This is a genomic window from Cupriavidus pauculus (assembly GCF_003854935.1).
GTDB classification, from domain to species: domain Bacteria; phylum Pseudomonadota; class Gammaproteobacteria; order Burkholderiales; family Burkholderiaceae; genus Cupriavidus; species Cupriavidus pauculus_C.
Genome location: NZ_CP033970.1, coordinates 454,631 through 471,973 on the forward strand (window position 1 = coordinate 454,631; position 17,343 = coordinate 471,973).

Here is a 17,343-nt window from a genome sequence, read left to right on the forward strand (position 1 = left end):
GTCAGAGGCGCCGCAGCGAGCGCGCATGAAAAAACGGAGGCAGCCAGAAGCTGCCTCCGTCGTGACTGCCGGGTCCGGTTGGACTCAGGATGCCTGGCGGACGTTGGCCGTCGGGTTGGCCGGGGTGTTGCCCGACGTGCTGCCCGTGGTCGTGGTGCCCGCGTCGGGGGCGGGCGCGCCCGTGGCCTCGTTCAGCCCGCCGCCCAGCGCCTTGAACAGGTTCACCTCGCTGGTCAACTGGTTGAGCCGCGCCTCGATCAGCGCCTGCTGCGCCGTGAAAAGCTGGCGCTGCGCATCGAGCACGGTCAGGTAGCTGTCCACGCCGGTGCGGTAGCGGCCCTCGGCCAGCCGGTAGTAGTCCGAGCTGGCCTCGACCAGCCGCGTCTGGGCCGCCACCTGGTCGGTGAACGTGCCGCGCGCGGCCAGGCCATCGGACACCTCGCGGAACGCCGACTGCACGGTGCGCTCGTACGTGGCCACGTTGATGTCCTTCTGGATGCGGGCGTAGTCCAGGCTGGCGCGCAGGCTGCCGGCCGTGAAGATCGGCAGCGTGATCTGCGGCTGGAACAGCCACGTCCCCGAACCGGCATCGAACAGCCCCGACAGCTGGCGGCTGGCCGTACCGCCCGACGCCGTAAGCTGGATGCGCGGGAAAAACGCCGCGCGGGCCGCGCCGATATCGGCGTTGGCCGATTTCAGGCGATGCTCGGCTTCGAGGATGTCGGGCCGGTTCTGGAGCAGGTCGGACGGCATGCCGGCCGGTACCTCGGCCAGCAGGTTCTGGTCCAGCGTCAGCCCGGCGGGCAGGTCGGGCGGCAGGCTGGTGCCGACCAGCAGCGCCAGCGCGTTGGCGTCCTGCGCCACCAGCCGCGTATAGCGGGCCAGCGACGCGCGCGCGTTCTCCACCTGCGTCTGCGACTGGCGCAGGTCCAGCCGCGACGCGATGCCTTCCTCGAAGCTGCGCCGGGTGAGGTTGTAGGTCCGCTCGTACGCGCTCAGCGTATCGCGCGTGACGGCCAGGTTGGCCTCGTCGGCGCGCTGCGTCAGGTACGCGTTGGCCACGCTGGCCACCAGCGCGATCTGCGTGCTGCGGCGCGCTTCCTCGCTGGCGAAGTACTGCTCCAGCGCGGCCTGGCTCAGGCTGCGCAGGCGGCCGAACAGGTCCAGCTCCCACGCGGTGGTGCCCAGCGACACGCCGTACTGGCTGCTGATGACCCGCTGGCCCGTCGACGACAGGTCGGCCGGCACACGTTGCCGCGTGCCCTGGCCGGTGGCGCCCACTTCGGGGAACAGGTCCGCGCGCTGGATGCGGTACTGCGCGCGGTAGGCGTCGACGTTGAGCGCAGCCACGCGCAGGTCGCGGTTGTTCTCCAGCGCAAGCTGGATCAGCCGGTGCAGCCGCGGGTCCGAGAAGAAGTCGCGCCAGCCCAGTTCCGCCGCGGACGGCGCCTGTGCCGCGCCCGTGCCGGCCTTGTAGGCGTCGCCCTGGGGATAGGCGGCGTCCACCGGCGCGGCGGGCCGCTCGTAGTTCGGAATCAGGCTGCAGCCCGCAAGCGCTGCGGCGGCGGCCAGGCAAAGTAGCGTCTGTCTCATGCTTGGGCTCCCGTTTCCAGGGAGGAAGGTCCGGACTTGCGGCGGCGTTCCTTGAGCGACGTCACCACGACAAAGAACAGCGGCACCCAGAAGATGGCCAGCACGGTGGCGGTAATCATGCCGCCGATCACGCCGGTACCGATGGCGTGCTGGCTGCCCGAGCCCGCGCCCTGCGAGATGGCCAGCGGGAACACGCCCAGCACGAACGCCAGCGACGTCATGATGATGGGCCGCAGACGCATGCGGCAGGCCTCGACCGCCGCCTCGACCACGCCCTTGCCCTGGTCGTGCAGGTCCTTGGCAAACTCGACGATCAGGATCGCGTTCTTCGCCGACAGGCCCACCGTGGTGAGCAGGCCCACCTGGAAGAACACGTCGTTCGACAGTCCGCGCGCCAGCGTCGCCATCAGCGCCCCGATCACGCCCAGCGGCACCACCAGCATCACCGAGAACGGGATGGCCCAGCTTTCATAGAGCGCCGCCAGACACAGGAACACCACGAGCAGCGACAGCGCGTAGAGCGCCGGCGCCTGGGAGCCCGACAGCCGCTCCTCGTACGACAGGCCCGTCCACGAGTACGCGATACCGGTCGGCATCTGCTTCATGATCTCCTCGACCGCCGCCATGGCCTCGCCCGAGCTCTTGCCGGCAGCCGGCTCGCCCAGGATTTCCACGGCCGGCACGCCGTTGTAGCGCTGGAGCTTCGGCGAACCGTAGCCCCACTTGCCGGACGCGAACGCCGAGAACGGCACCATGTCGCCCTTGTCGTTGCGCACGAACCACTTGTTCAGGTCCTCGGGGTTCATCCGCGCATTGGGACGGCCCTGTAGGTACACCCGCTTCACGCGGCCCCGGTCGATGAAGTCGTTCACGTAACTGGAACCCCAGGCGATCGACACGGTGCTGTTGATGTCCGACAGCGAGATGCCCAGCGCGCGGGCGCGCTCGTCGTCGATCTCCAGCACGTACTGCGGCTCGTCGTTCAGCCCGTTCGGACGCACGCGCTGCAGCGCCGGGTTCTTGGCGGCCAGCGCCAGGAACTTGTTGCGCGCGTCCATCAGCGCCTCGTGCCCCAGGCCGGCCTGGTCCTGCATGTAGAAGTCGAAGCCGGTGGCGTTGCCCAGTTCCTGCACGGCCGGCGGCGCGAACGCGAAGGCCAGCGAATCCCGGAACGTGCTGAACTTGGCCTGCGCGCGCTTGGTCAGGTCGAACACGCTCGTGGCGTCACCCTCGCGGTCCTTGAACGGCTTGAGCAGGATGAACGCCAGGCCCGAGCTCTGGCCACGGCCGGCAAAGTTGAAGCCGTTGACCGTGAACAGCGACTCGACGATCTTGCCTTCGTCGTTGAGCAGGTAGTTCCGCATCTGATCCAGCACGGCCTGCGTACGCTCGGCCGACGACCCCGGCGGCGTCTGCACCTGGGCATACAGCACGCCCTGGTCTTCTTCCGGCAGGAACGAGGTGGGGATCCGCGTGAACAGGAAGCCCATCGCCAGCACGATCAGCACGTAGATGATCAGGAACGGCGCGCGGCGCTTGAGGATGCCGACCACCCCGCCCTCGTACTTCTGCGTGGTGCGGATGAAGCTGCGGTTGAACCAGCCGAAGAAGCCGGCCTTGTGCTCGCCGTGGTCGCCCTTCTCGATTGGCTTGAGCATCGTGGCGCACAGCGCCGGCGTCAGCACCAGCGCCACCAGCACCGAGAGCACCATCGCCGAGACGATCGTGATCGAGAACTGGCGGTAGATCACGCCCGTGGAGCCGCCGAAGAACGCCATCGGCAGGAACACCGCGGACAGCACCAGCGCAATGCCCACCAGCGCGCCCTGGATCTGGCCCATCGACTTGCGCGCGGCTTCCTTGGGCCCCAGGCCCTCCTCGGCCATCACCCGCTCGACGTTTTCGACGACCACGATGGCGTCGTCCACCAGCAGGCCGATGGCGAGCACCATCCCGAACATCGTCAGCGTGTTGATCGAGTACCCAAACGCGGCCAGCACGCCGAACGTGCCCAGCAGCACCACCGGCACGGCGATCGTCGGGATCAGCGTGGCGCGGAAGTTCTGCAGGAACAGGTACATCACCAGGAACACCAGCACGATGGCTTCGAGCAGCGTCTTGACCACCTCGTGGATGGAGTCGGAGATCACCGGCGTGGTGTCGTACGGGAACACCACCTTGATGCCCGGCGGGAACGACGGTTCGAGCTGGTTCAGCGTGTTGCGGATGTTCTTGACCGTTTCCAGCGCGTTGGCGCCCGAAGCCAGCCGGATCGCGATACCCGACGCCGGCCGCCCGTTGTACTGGGCGTTGATCGAGTAGTCCTGGCCGCCCAGGCCCACGTCGGCCACGTCGCGCAGGCGCACCTGCGAGCCGTCGGGGTTCACCTTCAGCAGGATGTTGCCGAACTGCTCGGCCGTCTGCAGCCGCGTCTTGCCGACCACCGTGGCGTTGAGCTGCTGGCCGCGCACGGCCGGCAGGCCGCCGAGCTGGCCCGAGGCCACCTGCACGTTCTGCGCCTTGATCGCGGTGCTGACGTCGAGCGGTGCCAGCTGGAAGCTGTTCAGCTTGGCCGGGTCCAGCCAGATCCGCATCGCGTACTGCGAACCGAAGACCTGGAAGTCACCGACGCCCGAGGTGCGCGAGATCGGGTCCTGCAGGTTCGAGACGATGTAGTTCGAGAGGTCTTCCCGCGTCGTGCTGGGGTCCGTGGAGATCAGGCCCACGATGATCAGGAAGTTACGCACCGACTTGGTCACGCGGATGCCCTGCTGCTGCACTTCCTGCGGCAGCAGTGGCTGCGCCAGGGCCAGCTTGTTCTGGACCTGCACCTGCGCGATGTCGGGGTTGGTGCCCTGCTCGAACGTGGCCGTGATCGTCATGCTCCCGTCGGAGTTCGATTCCGACGAGATGTAGCGCAGGCGGTCCAGGCCGTTAAGCTGCTGCTCGATGACCTGCACCACCGTGTCCTGCACCGTCTGCGCCGAGGCGCCCGGGTAGGCCACGGAAATGGCGATGGTGGGCGGCGCGATGGCGGGGTACTGCGTGACCGGCAGCGCGCGTATCGACAGCACGCCCGCCAGCATGATCACGAGCGCGATCACCCACGCAAAGATCGGGCGCTCGATAAAGAAATTAGACATGGCGAATCCTTATGCGTCGGTCCCGATCAGGACTTGGCGGCCGGCGCCGAGGCGGCGGCGGGCGCCGAGGCAGGGGCCAGGCCGGACTGGGCCGCGGTGGCCTCGGTGGCCTTGACCTTGGCGCCGGGGCGGACGAACTGCAGGCCCTCGACGATCACGCGGTCGCCGGCCTTCAGGCCATCGGTGACGAGCCAGTTGTTGCCGATCGTGCGGTCCGTCTTGAGCACGCGCAGTTCCACCTCGTTGTTGGCGTTGACCACCAGCGACGTCGGCTGCCCCTTCAGGTCGCGCGTGACGCCCCGTTGCGGTGCAAGAATGGCCGACTGGCGGACGCCTTCGGCCAGGCGGGCGTGCACGAACATGCCGGGCAGCAACTCGTTGCGGGGATTCGGGAACACGGCGCGCAGCGTGACCGAGCCGGTGCTCTGGTCGACGGCCACTTCCGAAAACTCCAGGCGACCCGGTTCCGAATAGGTGCTGCCATCCTCCAGCTGGAGCATGACCTTGGCGGCGTTGGCGCCGGCGCCCTGGAGCTGGCCGTTGGCCAGTTCCTTGCGCAGGCGCAGCAGCGACGCGGACGGCTGCGTCACGTCGACGTAGATCGGATCGAGCTGCTGGATGGTGGCCAGCGCGTTGGCCTGGCCATTGGTGACCAGCGCGCCTTCGGTGACCAGCGAGCGGCTGATGCGGCCCGAGATCGGCGCCAGCACCTTGGTGTAGCGCAGGTTGATGTGTGCCTGGTCGACGGCGGCCTTGGACTGCAGGTACGACGCCTGTGCCTCGGCATACTGCTGCTTGCTGACGGCCTCATCGCCCACCAGCCGGCCGTAGCGCTCCGCCAGCAGCTTGGACGATGCCAGCGTGGCCTCGGCGCTCTTGGCCGTGGCTTCGTACGTCGACGGGTCGATCTGGTAAAGCTGCTGGCCCTGCTTGACGTCGCTGCCTTCCACGAACAGCCGCTTCTGGATGATGCCATTGACCTGCGGGCGGACTTCGGCGATCCGGTACGCGAGCGTCCGGCCCGGCAGCGAGGTGTCCAGCGTGACGGCCTCGTTCTTCAGCGTGACCACTTTCACTTCAGGCGTCTGGGCCGCGGGGGCTTCGTTCTTCTTGCCGCAGGCGGACAGCACCACCACGGCAAGAGCCAGCATGCCTGGAATCAAAGCACGCTTGGCGCGCGTTGCTTGCATAGCGATTTCCTCGAGGATGAAACGGATTGAATTCTTCTTGGTCCTGGCTCAAGCCAGGCGGGCGTCACGGCGCGCGTGGACGCGATTGGCGTGCCCACGACAGGCACGTGTCGGCTAACGGATTCAGCGGATTGTCGCCATGGGCCCCTGCTTTCGCCGGCTCTGCCGGCCTGGAGGAAAACTGAACACCAGACACGCCGCGCGCGCATCCGGCACAGGACTGCCCTGGCTGGGCTGCCCTGCTCCCCGTACTCTCAAAATTCCTGCTCGACCTTGGATGATCGGGATTACTGCTGCATGCAAGCCGTGCGCCGATCTAGGGTGGGCATCGTCTTACCGGTCGACAACAATAATCGGTTTCTCCGATATCTGCTGACGCACACCTGTCTTGTGGCGTCATTCACACAACCGGCACCCTTGGCTGGGTCCTGCGCGGCCCCCTCCTCCAAGGCGGGCCGGGCGTCCGGCGTCTGCGGCAATGCAGCATTTGAGCAGTCTGCCTGGCAAACAGTTCAATAAGCATGCTTGCGAATTTCGCTATGCTAACAGGTCGAAGTTGAATCAGGATGACAGAAAATTCCTTGTAATGAAGTGGAATGCTTCATTGCCACGTGGGAATCGGAAACCGCCACGCAGAATCCCAAAGGATTGGTGCCGTGTTGGCCATCTTGCGGAAAAGTGTTTTGCGGAGATGAGACAGTGGGGGGTCTGCCAAACAAAAAACCCCGCCGATTTGGCGGGGTTCCCAATCAGTTGACGCGGCGGCACTCAGGCGCCGTCTAGATAAAGACTACGCGGCCCCAGGCGGTTACCGAGCAGCGGGCCATTCCAGCGCATGTCGCCGCGATAGGCACCTGCCATCCGGTCCGGTCGGGCCGGCGGTGCAACGGTGTTCTGATACGACTGCCGCTGGTAGGTCTGGGCCTGCGGTTGCGGAGCAAGATCCTGGCGAGTCGCGCGATCGGCACCCTGCGAGTACGGGTCGAACTTGTCGCCGGCACGGGCACCGCTGGTGTTCGGATCGTAGGTACCACTGATCGGCGCGGCGCTACCCTGGGTATATGGATCGCGCGGGCCCGGCGTCGTCTGGGCCAGTGCCGAGACCGAAATCAACGCCAGCGCACCGGCTGCCAGCATATGTCGGGGTCGAAGCTTTTGCATGGACACCTCCTGAATGCGGAGGGATGGCGGGCTGCCATCCCCTGTGTCCACACAAGAGCGAAAGGCGTGCCGGGCAAATTTGCGGACGATCATCCACAAAATGCGGGCGTTTGAACAGCGAGAGGCTGGCGCTTTTACAACCGCGCGGTAATGAATTCCGCCGCTGCCAAAGCAAAACCCCCAAGCTTTTGGGCTTGGGGGTTCTGGGTATAAGAGCCTGGCGATGACCTACTTTCACACGGGTAGTCCGCACTATCATCGGCGCAAAGTCGTTTCACGGTCCTGTTCGGGATGGGAAGGGGTGGTTCCAACTCGCTATGGTCACCAGGCATGAGGGGTTGCCGGCGCTGACGTGTGGTCAGCGCGGGCGAATCTGGGTGTAGTAAAGATATGGGGTTGTGCTGTATGCCTGTGGCACAGCGGAACACCAGGTAAAACACACTGGTTATAGGATCAAGCCTTACGGGCAATTAGTACTGGTTAGCTTAACGCATTACTGCGCTTCCACACCCAGCCTATCAACGTCCTGGTCTCGAACGACCCTTCAAGGAGGTCAAGCCTCCAGGGAATCCTCATCTTCAGGCGAGTTTCCCGCTTAGATGCTTTCAGCGGTTATCTCTTCCGTACATAGCTACCCTGCGATGCCTCTGGCGAGACAACAGGTACACCAGCGGTACGTCCACTCCGGTCCTCTCGTACTAGGAGCAGCCCCCGTCAAGATTCCAACGCCCACGGCAGATAGGGACCAAACTGTCTCACGACGTTTTAAACCCAGCTCACGTACCTCTTTAAATGGCGAACAGCCATACCCTTGGGACCGGCTACAGCCCCAGGATGAGATGAGCCGACATCGAGGTGCCAAACACCGCCGTCGATATGAACTCTTGGGCGGTATCAGCCTGTTATCCCAGAGTACCTTTTATCCGTTGAGCGATGGCCCTTCCATTCAGAACCACCGGATCACTATGTCCTGCTTTCGCACCTGCTCGACTTGTCGGTCTCGCAGTTAAGCACGCTTTTGCCATTGCACTTTAGGTACGATGTCCGACCGTACCAAGCGTACCTTCGAACTCCTCCGTTACACTTTGGGAGGAGACCGCCCCAGTCAAACTGCCTACCATGCACTGTCCCCGACCCGGATTCACGGGCCAAGGTTAGAACCTCAAACAAACCAGGGTGGTATTTCAAGGACGGCTCCACGTGAACTAGCGTCCACGCTTCAAAGCCTCCCACCTATCCTACACAGATCGGTTCAAAGTCCAATGCAAAGCTACAGTAAAGGTTCATGGGGTCTTTCCGTCTAGCCGCGGGGAGATTGCATCATCACAAACACTTCAACTTCGCTGAGTCTCGGGAGGAGACAGTGTGGCCATCGTTACGCCATTCGTGCAGGTCGGAACTTACCCGACAAGGAATTTCGCTACCTTAGGACCGTTATAGTTACGGCCGCCGTTTACCGGGACTTCAATCAAGAGCTTGCACCCCATCATTTAATCTTCCGGCACCGGGCAGGCGTCACACCCTATACGTCCACTTTCGTGTTTGCAGAGTGCTGTGTTTTTATTAAACAGTCGCAGCCACCATTTTATTGCAACCCCTTCACCCTTCTGGCGCAGGCCAGTCAAGCTACCAGGGCGTACCTTATCCCGAAGTTACGGTACCAATTTGCCGAGTTCCTTCTCCCGAGTTCTCTCAAGCGCCTTAGAATACTCATCTCGCCCACCTGTGTCGGTTTGCGGTACGGTCTCGTATGACTGAAGCTTAGAGGCTTTTCTTGGAACCACTTCCAATTGCTTCGCAGCACTAGGCCGCTCGCCCCGCATCCTTGAATTCCGCGCCCGGATTTGCCTAAGCGCCTTCTCCAATGCAGGGACCGGGACTTCCAACACCCGGACAACCTTCCGCGATCCGTCCCCCCATCGCATCATACGACGGTGCAGGAATATTAACCTGCTTCCCATCAGCTACGCATCTCTGCCTCGCCTTAGGGGCCGACTCACCCTACGCCGATGAACGTTGCGTAGGAAACCTTGGGCTTACGGCGAGGGGGCCTTTCACCCCCTTTATCGCTACTCATGTCAGCATTCGCACTTCTGATACCTCCAGCATCCTTTACAAGACACCTTCACAGGCTTACAGAACGCTCTCCTACCACGCGCTTGCGCGCGTCCGCAGCTTCGGTGACTGGCTTAGCCCCGTTACATCTTCCGCGCAGGACGACTCGATCAGTGAGCTATTACGCTTTCTTTAAAGGGTGGCTGCTTCTAAGCCAACCTCCTGACTGTTTTAGCCTTCCCACTTCGTTTCCCACTTAGCCAATCTTGGGGACCTTAGCTGGCGGTCTGGGTTGTTTCCCTCTTGACACCGGACGTTAGCACCCGATGTCTGTCTCCCGTGATTGCACTCTTCGGTATTCGGAGTTTGCTATGGCGGGGTAATCAGCAATAGACCCCCAACCATGACAGTGCTCTACCCCCGAAGGTGAGACACGAGGCACTACCTAAATAGTTTTCGGAGAGAACCAGCTATTTCCAGATTTGTTTAGCCTTTCACCCCTATCCACAGCTCATCCCCTAACTTTTCAACGTTAGTGGGTTCGGTCCTCCAGTACGTGTTACCGCACCTTCAACCTGGCCATGGATAGATCATCTGGTTTCGGGTCTACACCCAGCGACTCAACGCCCTGTTCGGACTCGCTTTCGCTACGCCTTCCCTAATCGGTTAAGCTTGCCACTGAATGTAAGTCGCTGACCCATTATACAAAAGGTACGCCGTCACCCGTTGCCAGGCTCCGACTGTTTGTATGCATGCGGTTTCAGGATCTATTTCACTCCCCTCCCGGGGTTCTTTTCGCCTTTCCCTCACGGTACTGGTTCACTATCGGTCGATCACGAGTATTTAGCCTTGGAGGATGGTCCCCCATCTTCAGACAGGATTTCACGTGTCCCGCCCTACTTGTCGTACACCTAGTTCCACAACGCTGTTTTCGCATACAGGGCTATCACCTGCTATGGCCGGGCTTTCCATCCCGTTCTGCTAACAATGCTGCTAAAGAGTACAAGGCTCTTCCCATTTCGTTCGCCACTACTTTGGGAATCTCGGTTGATTTCTGTTCCTGCAGCTACTTAGATGTTTCAGTTCGCCGCGTTCGCTTCCCTTGCCTATGTATTCAGCAAGGAATGACCCATACGGGCCGGGTTTCCCCATTCGGACATCTCCGGATCAAAGCTCGTTTGCCAGCTCCCCGAAGCTTTTCGCAGGCTACCGCGTCCTTCATCGCCTGTGATCGCCAAGGCATCCACCACATGCACTTGTTCGCTTGACCCTATAACGAGTGTGTCTCCACATCCATTACAGGTCTGAGTTCTCGCGTTTGTGCCGTATTCCAAGTCATCTTTCGATCACTTAAATACATTTTGGTTGATACAATCACAACCCGGTATCGCGTACTGCAGCGCGCCTCATCAACGCACTCGCGACACCTTTACTACATCCCATATTGTTAAAGAACAGCCGAGCAAACATGCTCGATGGCAACAGCCAAAGACAAACACTCGCAACCGAGCGCTTCTCTTTGACAACTACCCCAAGGTAAGTGGTGGAGGATGACGGGATCGAACCGACGACCCCCTGCTTGCAAAGCAGGTGCTCTCCCAGCTGAGCTAATCCCCCGGATAACTTGGTGGGTCTGGTAGGACTTGAACCTACGACCCCCGCCTTATCAAGACGGTGCTCTAACCACCTGAGCTACAGACCCTTGGCTGTAACACTCAAACAAACCGATAAGTGTGGACGCTTGACTTGTGAACACAAGCCTCTGGAAAGGAGGTGATCCAGCCGCACCTTCCGATACGGCTACCTTGTTACGACTTCACCCCAGTCATGAACCCTGCCGTGGTAATCGCCCTCCTTGCGGTTAGGCTAACTACTTCTGGCAAAACCCACTCCCATGGTGTGACGGGCGGTGTGTACAAGACCCGGGAACGTATTCACCGCGGCATGCTGATCCGCGATTACTAGCGATTCCAGCTTCACGCAGTCGAGTTGCAGACTGCGATCCGGACTACGATGCGTTTTCTGGGATTAGCTCCCCCTCGCGGGTTGGCAACCCTCTGTACGCACCATTGTATGACGTGTGAAGCCCTACCCATAAGGGCCATGAGGACTTGACGTCATCCCCACCTTCCTCCGGTTTGTCACCGGCAGTCTCTCTAGAGTGCCCTTTCGTAGCAACTAGAGACAAGGGTTGCGCTCGTTGCGGGACTTAACCCAACATCTCACGACACGAGCTGACGACAGCCATGCAGCACCTGTGTCCACTTTCCCTTTCGGGCACCTGATGCATCTCTGCTTCGTTAGTGGCATGTCAAGGGTAGGTAAGGTTTTTCGCGTTGCATCGAATTAATCCACATCATCCACCGCTTGTGCGGGTCCCCGTCAATTCCTTTGAGTTTTAATCTTGCGACCGTACTCCCCAGGCGGTCAACTTCACGCGTTAGCTACGTTACTGAGAAAATGAATCCCCAACAACTAGTTGACATCGTTTAGGGCGTGGACTACCAGGGTATCTAATCCTGTTTGCTCCCCACGCTTTCGTGCATGAGCGTCAGTCACGTCCCAGGGGGCTGCCTTCGCCATCGGTATTCCTCCACATCTCTACGCATTTCACTGCTACACGTGGAATTCTACCCCCCTCTGACGCACTCTAGCCTTGCAGTCACAAGCGCAATTCCCAGGTTAAGCCCGGGGATTTCACGCCTGTCTTACAAAACCGCCTGCGCACGCTTTACGCCCAGTAATTCCGATTAACGCTCGCACCCTACGTATTACCGCGGCTGCTGGCACGTAGTTAGCCGGTGCTTATTCTTCCGGTACCGTCATCCGCCCCAGGTATTAACCAGAACGTTTTCTTTCCGGACAAAAGTGCTTTACAACCCGAAGGCCTTCTTCACACACGCGGCATTGCTGGATCAGGGTTGCCCCCATTGTCCAAAATTCCCCACTGCTGCCTCCCGTAGGAGTCTGGGCCGTGTCTCAGTCCCAGTGTGGCTGATCGTCCTCTCAGACCAGCTACTGATCGTCGCCTTGGTGAGCCTTTACCCCACCAACTAGCTAATCAGACATCGGCCGCTCCTGCTGCGCGAGGCCTTGCGGTCCCCCGCTTTCACCCTCAGGTCGTATGCGGTATTAGCTAATCTTTCGACTAGTTATCCCCCACAACAGGGTACGTTCCGATGTATTACTCACCCGTTCGCCACTCGCCGCCAGACCGAAGTCCGCGCTGCCGTTCGACTTGCATGTGTAAGGCATGCCGCCAGCGTTCAATCTGAGCCAGGATCAAACTCTTCAGTTCAATCTCTGTGTGCCCCGAAGGGCTCGCTCTTTCGAGCGGTCGCTCACTCTCAGAAAACTGACTGGCTTGACTCCGAAGAGCCAAACCAACATGTTTTACTGTGCGAGCACTTGATACTGTTGAAGCAACACGACAGACCCGAAGTCCGCCGCGGCGTTCGCCATCAAGCGCCCACACTTATCGGTTGTTTGGTTGTTAAAGAACTTCAGCGGGCCGGCTTCGCCGTTCGCTGTCGCTGCGTATTTCGTCGCAGCGGAGAAACGAGATTATGCAGAGCATTCAACGTTTCGTCAACAGGTTTCGCAGAACTTTTTTCTGCCGGCCGGCGCTGGCAAACCCCGCCAACTCCAACCCCCACCGACCCCGCAACCCTTGTCGCTGCTGCGTTTGCAGCGCGGTTTGTGTTGCGAGGGGGCGAATATTAGAGGAGCCCGGCGACCTGCGCAAGGGGTTTCGCAAAAGAATTTTCCGATCCCGTAGAATCGCCGCATGACGACGCCCGCGGAACCCGCTACCTATCTCCCCGAACGCCTGCCCAGCCGCGACGCGGGCGCCCTCGACGCCCACGCGCTGGCGGCCGCGCTTGCGCGCCCCATTGCGTTTGTCGATCTGGAAACCACCGGCCCCGACGCCCAGCGCGACCGGATCACCGAAATCGGCGTGGTCGAAGTGGGCCCTGACGGCATCCACCAGTGGGACACGCTGGTCGACCCGCAAGCCAGCATCCCGCCCTTTATCCAGGGGATGACCGGCATCACCGACGACATGGTGCGCGGCCAGCCCACCTTTGCGTCGATTGCGGAGTTGCTAGCCGAGCGCCTGCAGGGCCGCCTCTTCGTTGCCCACAACGCCCGCTTTGACTACGGCTTCCTGAAGAACGAGTTCCGCCGGGCCGGCGTGACCTTCCGGGCCGACGTCCTGTGCACGCTGCGCCTGTCCCGCTCGCTGTTCCCGTCGGTGGAGCGCCACGGCCTCGACGCCCTGATCGCCCGGTTCAACCTCGTGCCCAAGGGCCGGCACCGCGCGCTGGCCGATGCCGAGCTGCTCTGGCAGTTCTGGCAGAAGATCCACGGTCTCTATTCGGTCGATCTGGTGGAATCGGCCGTCAAGGCGCTGGTCAAGCACGCCAGCCTGCCGGCGGGCCTAAGCGAGACGGCGCTCGACGACGTGCCAGACCGCCCCGGCGTCTATTTGTTCTATGGCGACGACGACGCGCCGCTCTATGTCGGCAAGAGCATCCACCTGCGCCAGCGCATCCGCGCCCACTTTTCCGGCGACCATGCCAATCCGAAGGAAATGCGGATCGCGCGCACCGTGCGCCGCGTGGACTGGCGCGAAACCGGCGGCGAGATCGGCGCCTTGCTGCTGGAGGCCCATCTGGTCAAGGCCCTGCGGCCGCTGCACAACCAGCAGCTACGCCACGCGGGCGAACTGTTCGCCTGGGAACTGGTCGATGGCCTGCCCGCGCCGCGGTTGCGCTCGGACCGCCACGTCGATTTCAGCCGCCATGCCGCCCTCTATGGCGTATTCGCCACGCGTACCGGCGCCCAGGCCCGGCTGCGGGAGCTGGCCGAGACCGAGCAGCTCTGCCAGGTCACGCTGATGATGGAACCCACCGCGCGGCGCGGCAATCCGTGCTTCGCCCGGCAACTTCACCGCTGCGCGGGCGCGTGCACGGGCCACGAATCGCGCGCCGACCACCGGCTGCGCCTGGCTGCCGCGATGCACGCGCTGGCGCTGACGCCGTGGCCGTTCGGCGGCGCCGTGGCGTGGCGCGAAGGCGAGCAGCCCGGGCAGCCATGGCACGTCATCGAGGACTGGTGCTACCTGGGCACGGCCGCGACGCTGGACGACGCCCAGGCGCTGACGGCCGCCCCGGCCCGCTTCGACATCGATACCTATCAGATACTGGCGCCGCATCTGGCACGGCTGCAGGCCACAGCCGTGCCGCTGGCCGCCGTGCGCGAATTTGCGCTGACCGCCCCCGAGCCCGCCCCGCTGCGTGCCGACCGATCCGCCCTGCCCCGCCCGGCCGCCCGCCGGGAGCCGCCCCGCGCGCTCGGCCAGCCGTCGCTGTTCGGCTGAAAAATCGGTGCGGCTGCGCACATCCAGACATTGCCATCCGCCGCCCGCGTCAGCTAGGCTGCCACGGGAGCCCCGCCCTCTCGATGGAGCCGCCATGCCCGCGTCGCCCCGCCCGCCCTCATTCCTCGCCATTCTGCTCGCCGCCGGCACCGTTGCCCTGGCGGCGGCCTGCGCCAGCATCGAGTCGAACGCCATGCAGGGAATCGTCGATTCCTGGAAAGGCGCGCCCGTCGAGCAGGCCAAGGCCCAGTGGGGGCCGCCCCAGGCCGTGCAGACCGTGCCGGGTGGTACGGCCTATGTCTGGACCGAAGAGATGCCGGTGGCACGCCCACCCGGCAGCGGCCCGCGCGACGCCGGGCTGGAGCCGCCGGCCCGCGTGGCCCAATGCCAGCGCAAGCTGGTAGCCGGCGCCGACGGCAACGTCAGCCGGGGCGAATGGAGCGGCACCGCCTGCTGCGTCCAGCGCGTGATCGGCCAGTGCGCAACCCTGGCCCGCAAGCCCGCTGGCCAGGGCTGACGCGCGCTACTCCAGCACGATCCCGCGCGCCTTGACCAGCGCGCCCCACTTTTTGACCTCGGCGTCGATGAAACCGGCAAAGTCCGCGCTGCTGCCCGGCGCCGGCTGCAGCCCCAGTCCCAGCAGCTTCTGCCTGACCTGCGGGTCGCCCAGCGCCTGGCTGGCATCGTGGTTGATCTGCTGGACGATGGCTGGCGGCGTGCCAGCCGGGGCCACGATCCCGAACCAGCCGTAGCCGACCACCTCCGCCACGCCCTGCTCGGCAAACGTCGGCGCGTCCGGATACACCGGCGTGCGCACGTCGGCCGCCACCGCAATCACGCGCAGCTTGCCGGCCTGGATGAATGGCAGCGCGGTGGTGATGGCGGTCAGCGTCGCGTCCACGCGGCCGGCCAGCAGCTCGGTGTACGCCGTGGCATCGCCGCGGTAATGCACGTTCAGCGCCTTGAACCCCGCCTGCGCGGCGAACAGTTCGGCCGTCAGGTGCGGGCCGGACCCGACGCCCGGCGACGCAAACGTCACGCCGCCCGGCTTCTGCTTTGCCATCTTGACGAAGTCCGCCACGGTCCTGACCGGCGACGCGGCGTTGACGATCAGGAAGATCGGGCCCAGCACGCGCGGCCCGACGGCCACGAAATCCTTGTGGATGTCGAACCGCTGGCTCAGCCCGGCCCCGGTATTGATCGCGAACGGCGCGGCGGCCCACAGCAGCGTGTAGCCGTCGGCTGGCGCATGGGCCACCGACTCGCTGGCCACGCGCGTCCCGGCGCCCGGCTTGTTCTCGACCACCAGTTGCTGGCCGTACTTGCGGCTCAGCGCTTCGGCCAGACGCGTGCCGACGTGTCGTTCGAGCCGCCAGGCCCGTATGGCGACACCAGCCGCACCGTCTTGGCGGGCCATGCCTCGCCGAACGCGCGCGGCACCATGCCGGCCAGTGCCAGCGCGCCCAGCAGGCGGCGACGGGTCTGTTGCGAGGGCGTCATGATGGCTCCTTGACCGGCTCGATGGCCGGATAGCGGTAGGTGCGGTCCAGGTGCGCGGGCTGCGGCACGTAGAGGCGCAGCGCCACGTAGAACGAGCCGGCTGGTGCCGGCAGCCAGTTGCCGTGGCGGGCGTGGTCGGCCGGCGGCGTGGCCGACAGATGGAGCGTCAGGCTGCCGTCGGCATTGCGCGCCAGCGTGGGCGAGCGGTCGCCAAGCGAGTAGCGCGATATCGCGTTCGGCACCAGCATGCAGTCGCTCTTGTCGTACATCGTCAGCGACCAGAACGCGTCCACGCGCGGCAGGTTGTCGGCCGCGAAATGCAGCCGGTAGGCGCGCCTGCCGTCCAGCGGCGCGCCGTCGGCGTCGCGGTCGGCCATGATGTACATGGCCTCCTGCACGCCCAGCGCGCCGATGTAGTTGCGCGCCACCAGCGCCCGCTGCAAGTAGTGGCGGCCATACGATTCCCGCACGTCGACCGACATGGTCCAGCCGCCGCCCATGTCCGACGCCTGCGGCGCGCCAAGCTCGTCCAGCACGGCCAGCAGCGCGGCGCCCAGCGCCTCGGCCTGCGCCGCCGTGGGCGTCAGCCCCGCGCCGATGCCCACCGCTGCAAGGCGCGCGACCATGCCGGCCTCGTCGCGCGGCGGCGGGTTGTGCGCAAGCATCGCGTTGACCACCGCCGCAAAGCGCGCCGGATCGCCCAGGTGCTCGCGCGGCTGCATGCCGACGTCGAAGGCACACGCGGCCGGCGCACCGTCCAGCCGTTTCAGCGCGATGGCGTTCTGCAGCGCGTGGGCGGCCGCCAGGTCGGCGTCGTCATCGACCAGCAGCCGGCCAATCATCCAGACTGCGTCGGTCGGGCACGGCACCGCGCGCATGCCGGCCGGCACCTCGCCATGCCAGCCCGGACCGTGCAGCAGGAACTGGCCCGCACCGGTGCCCGTGGTGCGGCTGCCGATGTAGCCGAACGGGTTGGTATAGGCGTCCAGCAGGCCCAGCACGTAGTAGCGGCCAGCGAAGTCAGGCACGTCCAGCACCACCGGCTCGCGGGACAAGTCCAGCCAGGCGTTCGTGTACAGCGTGTCGTTGTTCGGCGTGACTACCTGCCGATGCTGCGGCCCCAGCAGTTCGCGCGTGTGGATCAGGTGGTTGATCCAGCGCAGCGTGCTCTCGGGGCCGTCGCCGGCAAAGCGGCCGGCCCGGTCGCGGCGCGGGCAGGTGGCCGCGCGCATGCGGGCCATCTCGTATAGCGGCAGCGTGTAGAGCACGGCGTCGCGTGCCAGTTGCTGGACGTCGTCGGTGGGGTGCGGCATGTCTC

At 63.8% G+C, this 17,343-nt stretch carries 7 protein-coding genes, 2 tRNA genes, 3 rRNA genes and 1 pseudogene; 2 read left to right on the top strand and 11 right to left on the bottom strand.

The annotated features are described in order from the left end of the window. Positions 1-84: 84 nt before the first annotated feature. The 9 genes from adeC to EHF44_RS20220 all read right to left on the bottom strand — a co-directional run bounded on the left by adeC (position 85) and on the right by EHF44_RS20220 (position 12,440). Positions 85-1,593 (bottom strand): AdeC/AdeK/OprM family multidrug efflux complex outer membrane factor, encoded by a 1,509-nt coding sequence (gene adeC, locus EHF44_RS20180; protein ID WP_124685510.1) that lies wholly within the window; start codon positions 1,591-1,593, stop codon positions 85-87. Next, a complete protein-coding gene (locus EHF44_RS20185) occupies positions 1,590-4,736 on the bottom strand; it encodes an efflux RND transporter permease subunit (RefSeq protein ID WP_124685511.1) in 3,147 nt (1,048 codons plus the stop codon). Before EHF44_RS20185 ends, adeC begins: the two co-directional genes overlap by 4 nt. Positions 4,737-4,762: 26 nt before the next feature. After that, entirely contained in the window at positions 4,763-5,926 is a 1,164-nt protein-coding gene (locus EHF44_RS20190; protein WP_124685512.1) for an efflux RND transporter periplasmic adaptor subunit, read from the bottom strand. 768 nt (positions 5,927-6,694) lie between these two features. Next, positions 6,695-7,087: an endonuclease gene (locus EHF44_RS20195; RefSeq protein ID WP_124685513.1), complete on the bottom strand. Its 393-nt coding sequence runs from the start codon at positions 7,085-7,087 to the stop codon at positions 6,695-6,697. 215 nt (positions 7,088-7,302) lie between these two features. Then, positions 7,303-7,416, bottom strand: a 5S ribosomal RNA gene (gene rrf, locus EHF44_RS20200). Positions 7,417-7,536: 120 nt separating this feature from the next. Next, positions 7,537-10,412: ribosomal RNA gene (locus EHF44_RS20205) — 23S ribosomal RNA — on the bottom strand. 271 nt (positions 10,413-10,683) lie between these two features. Next, a tRNA-Ala gene (locus EHF44_RS20210) sits at positions 10,684-10,759 on the bottom strand. A gap of 8 nt (positions 10,760-10,767) precedes the next feature. Continuing rightward, positions 10,768-10,844, bottom strand: a tRNA-Ile gene (locus EHF44_RS20215). A 64-nt stretch (positions 10,845-10,908) separates the two neighbouring features. Further along, positions 10,909-12,440, bottom strand: a 16S ribosomal RNA gene (locus EHF44_RS20220). The 16S, 23S and 5S rRNA genes sit together here with 2 tRNA genes alongside, the layout of an rRNA operon. 489 nt (positions 12,441-12,929) lie before the next feature. On the opposite strand from EHF44_RS20220, the gene EHF44_RS20225 reads away from it, so the two are divergent. Both EHF44_RS20225 and EHF44_RS20230 read left to right on the top strand, forming a co-directional pair. After that, positions 12,930-14,525, top strand: coding sequence for an exonuclease domain-containing protein (locus tag EHF44_RS20225; RefSeq protein ID WP_124685514.1), 1,596 nt, complete (start codon positions 12,930-12,932; stop codon positions 14,523-14,525). 94 nt (positions 14,526-14,619) lie between these two features. Then, positions 14,620-15,042, top strand: a complete 423-nt coding sequence (locus EHF44_RS20230) for a hypothetical protein (protein WP_124685515.1) — start codon at positions 14,620-14,622, stop codon at positions 15,040-15,042. A gap of 6 nt (positions 15,043-15,048) precedes the next feature. Here EHF44_RS20230 and EHF44_RS20235 read toward each other — a convergent pair. Together EHF44_RS20235 and EHF44_RS20240 are read right to left on the bottom strand one after the other, a co-directional pair. After that, positions 15,049-16,025 (bottom strand): annotated as a pseudogene (locus EHF44_RS20235) (Bug family tripartite tricarboxylate transporter substrate binding protein). Further along, positions 16,022-17,338, bottom strand: coding sequence for a DUF1254 domain-containing protein (locus tag EHF44_RS20240; protein WP_124685516.1), 1,317 nt, complete (start codon positions 17,336-17,338; stop codon positions 16,022-16,024). Before EHF44_RS20240 ends, EHF44_RS20235 begins: the two are co-directional and overlap by 4 nt. Positions 17,339-17,343: the final 5 nt, after the last annotated feature.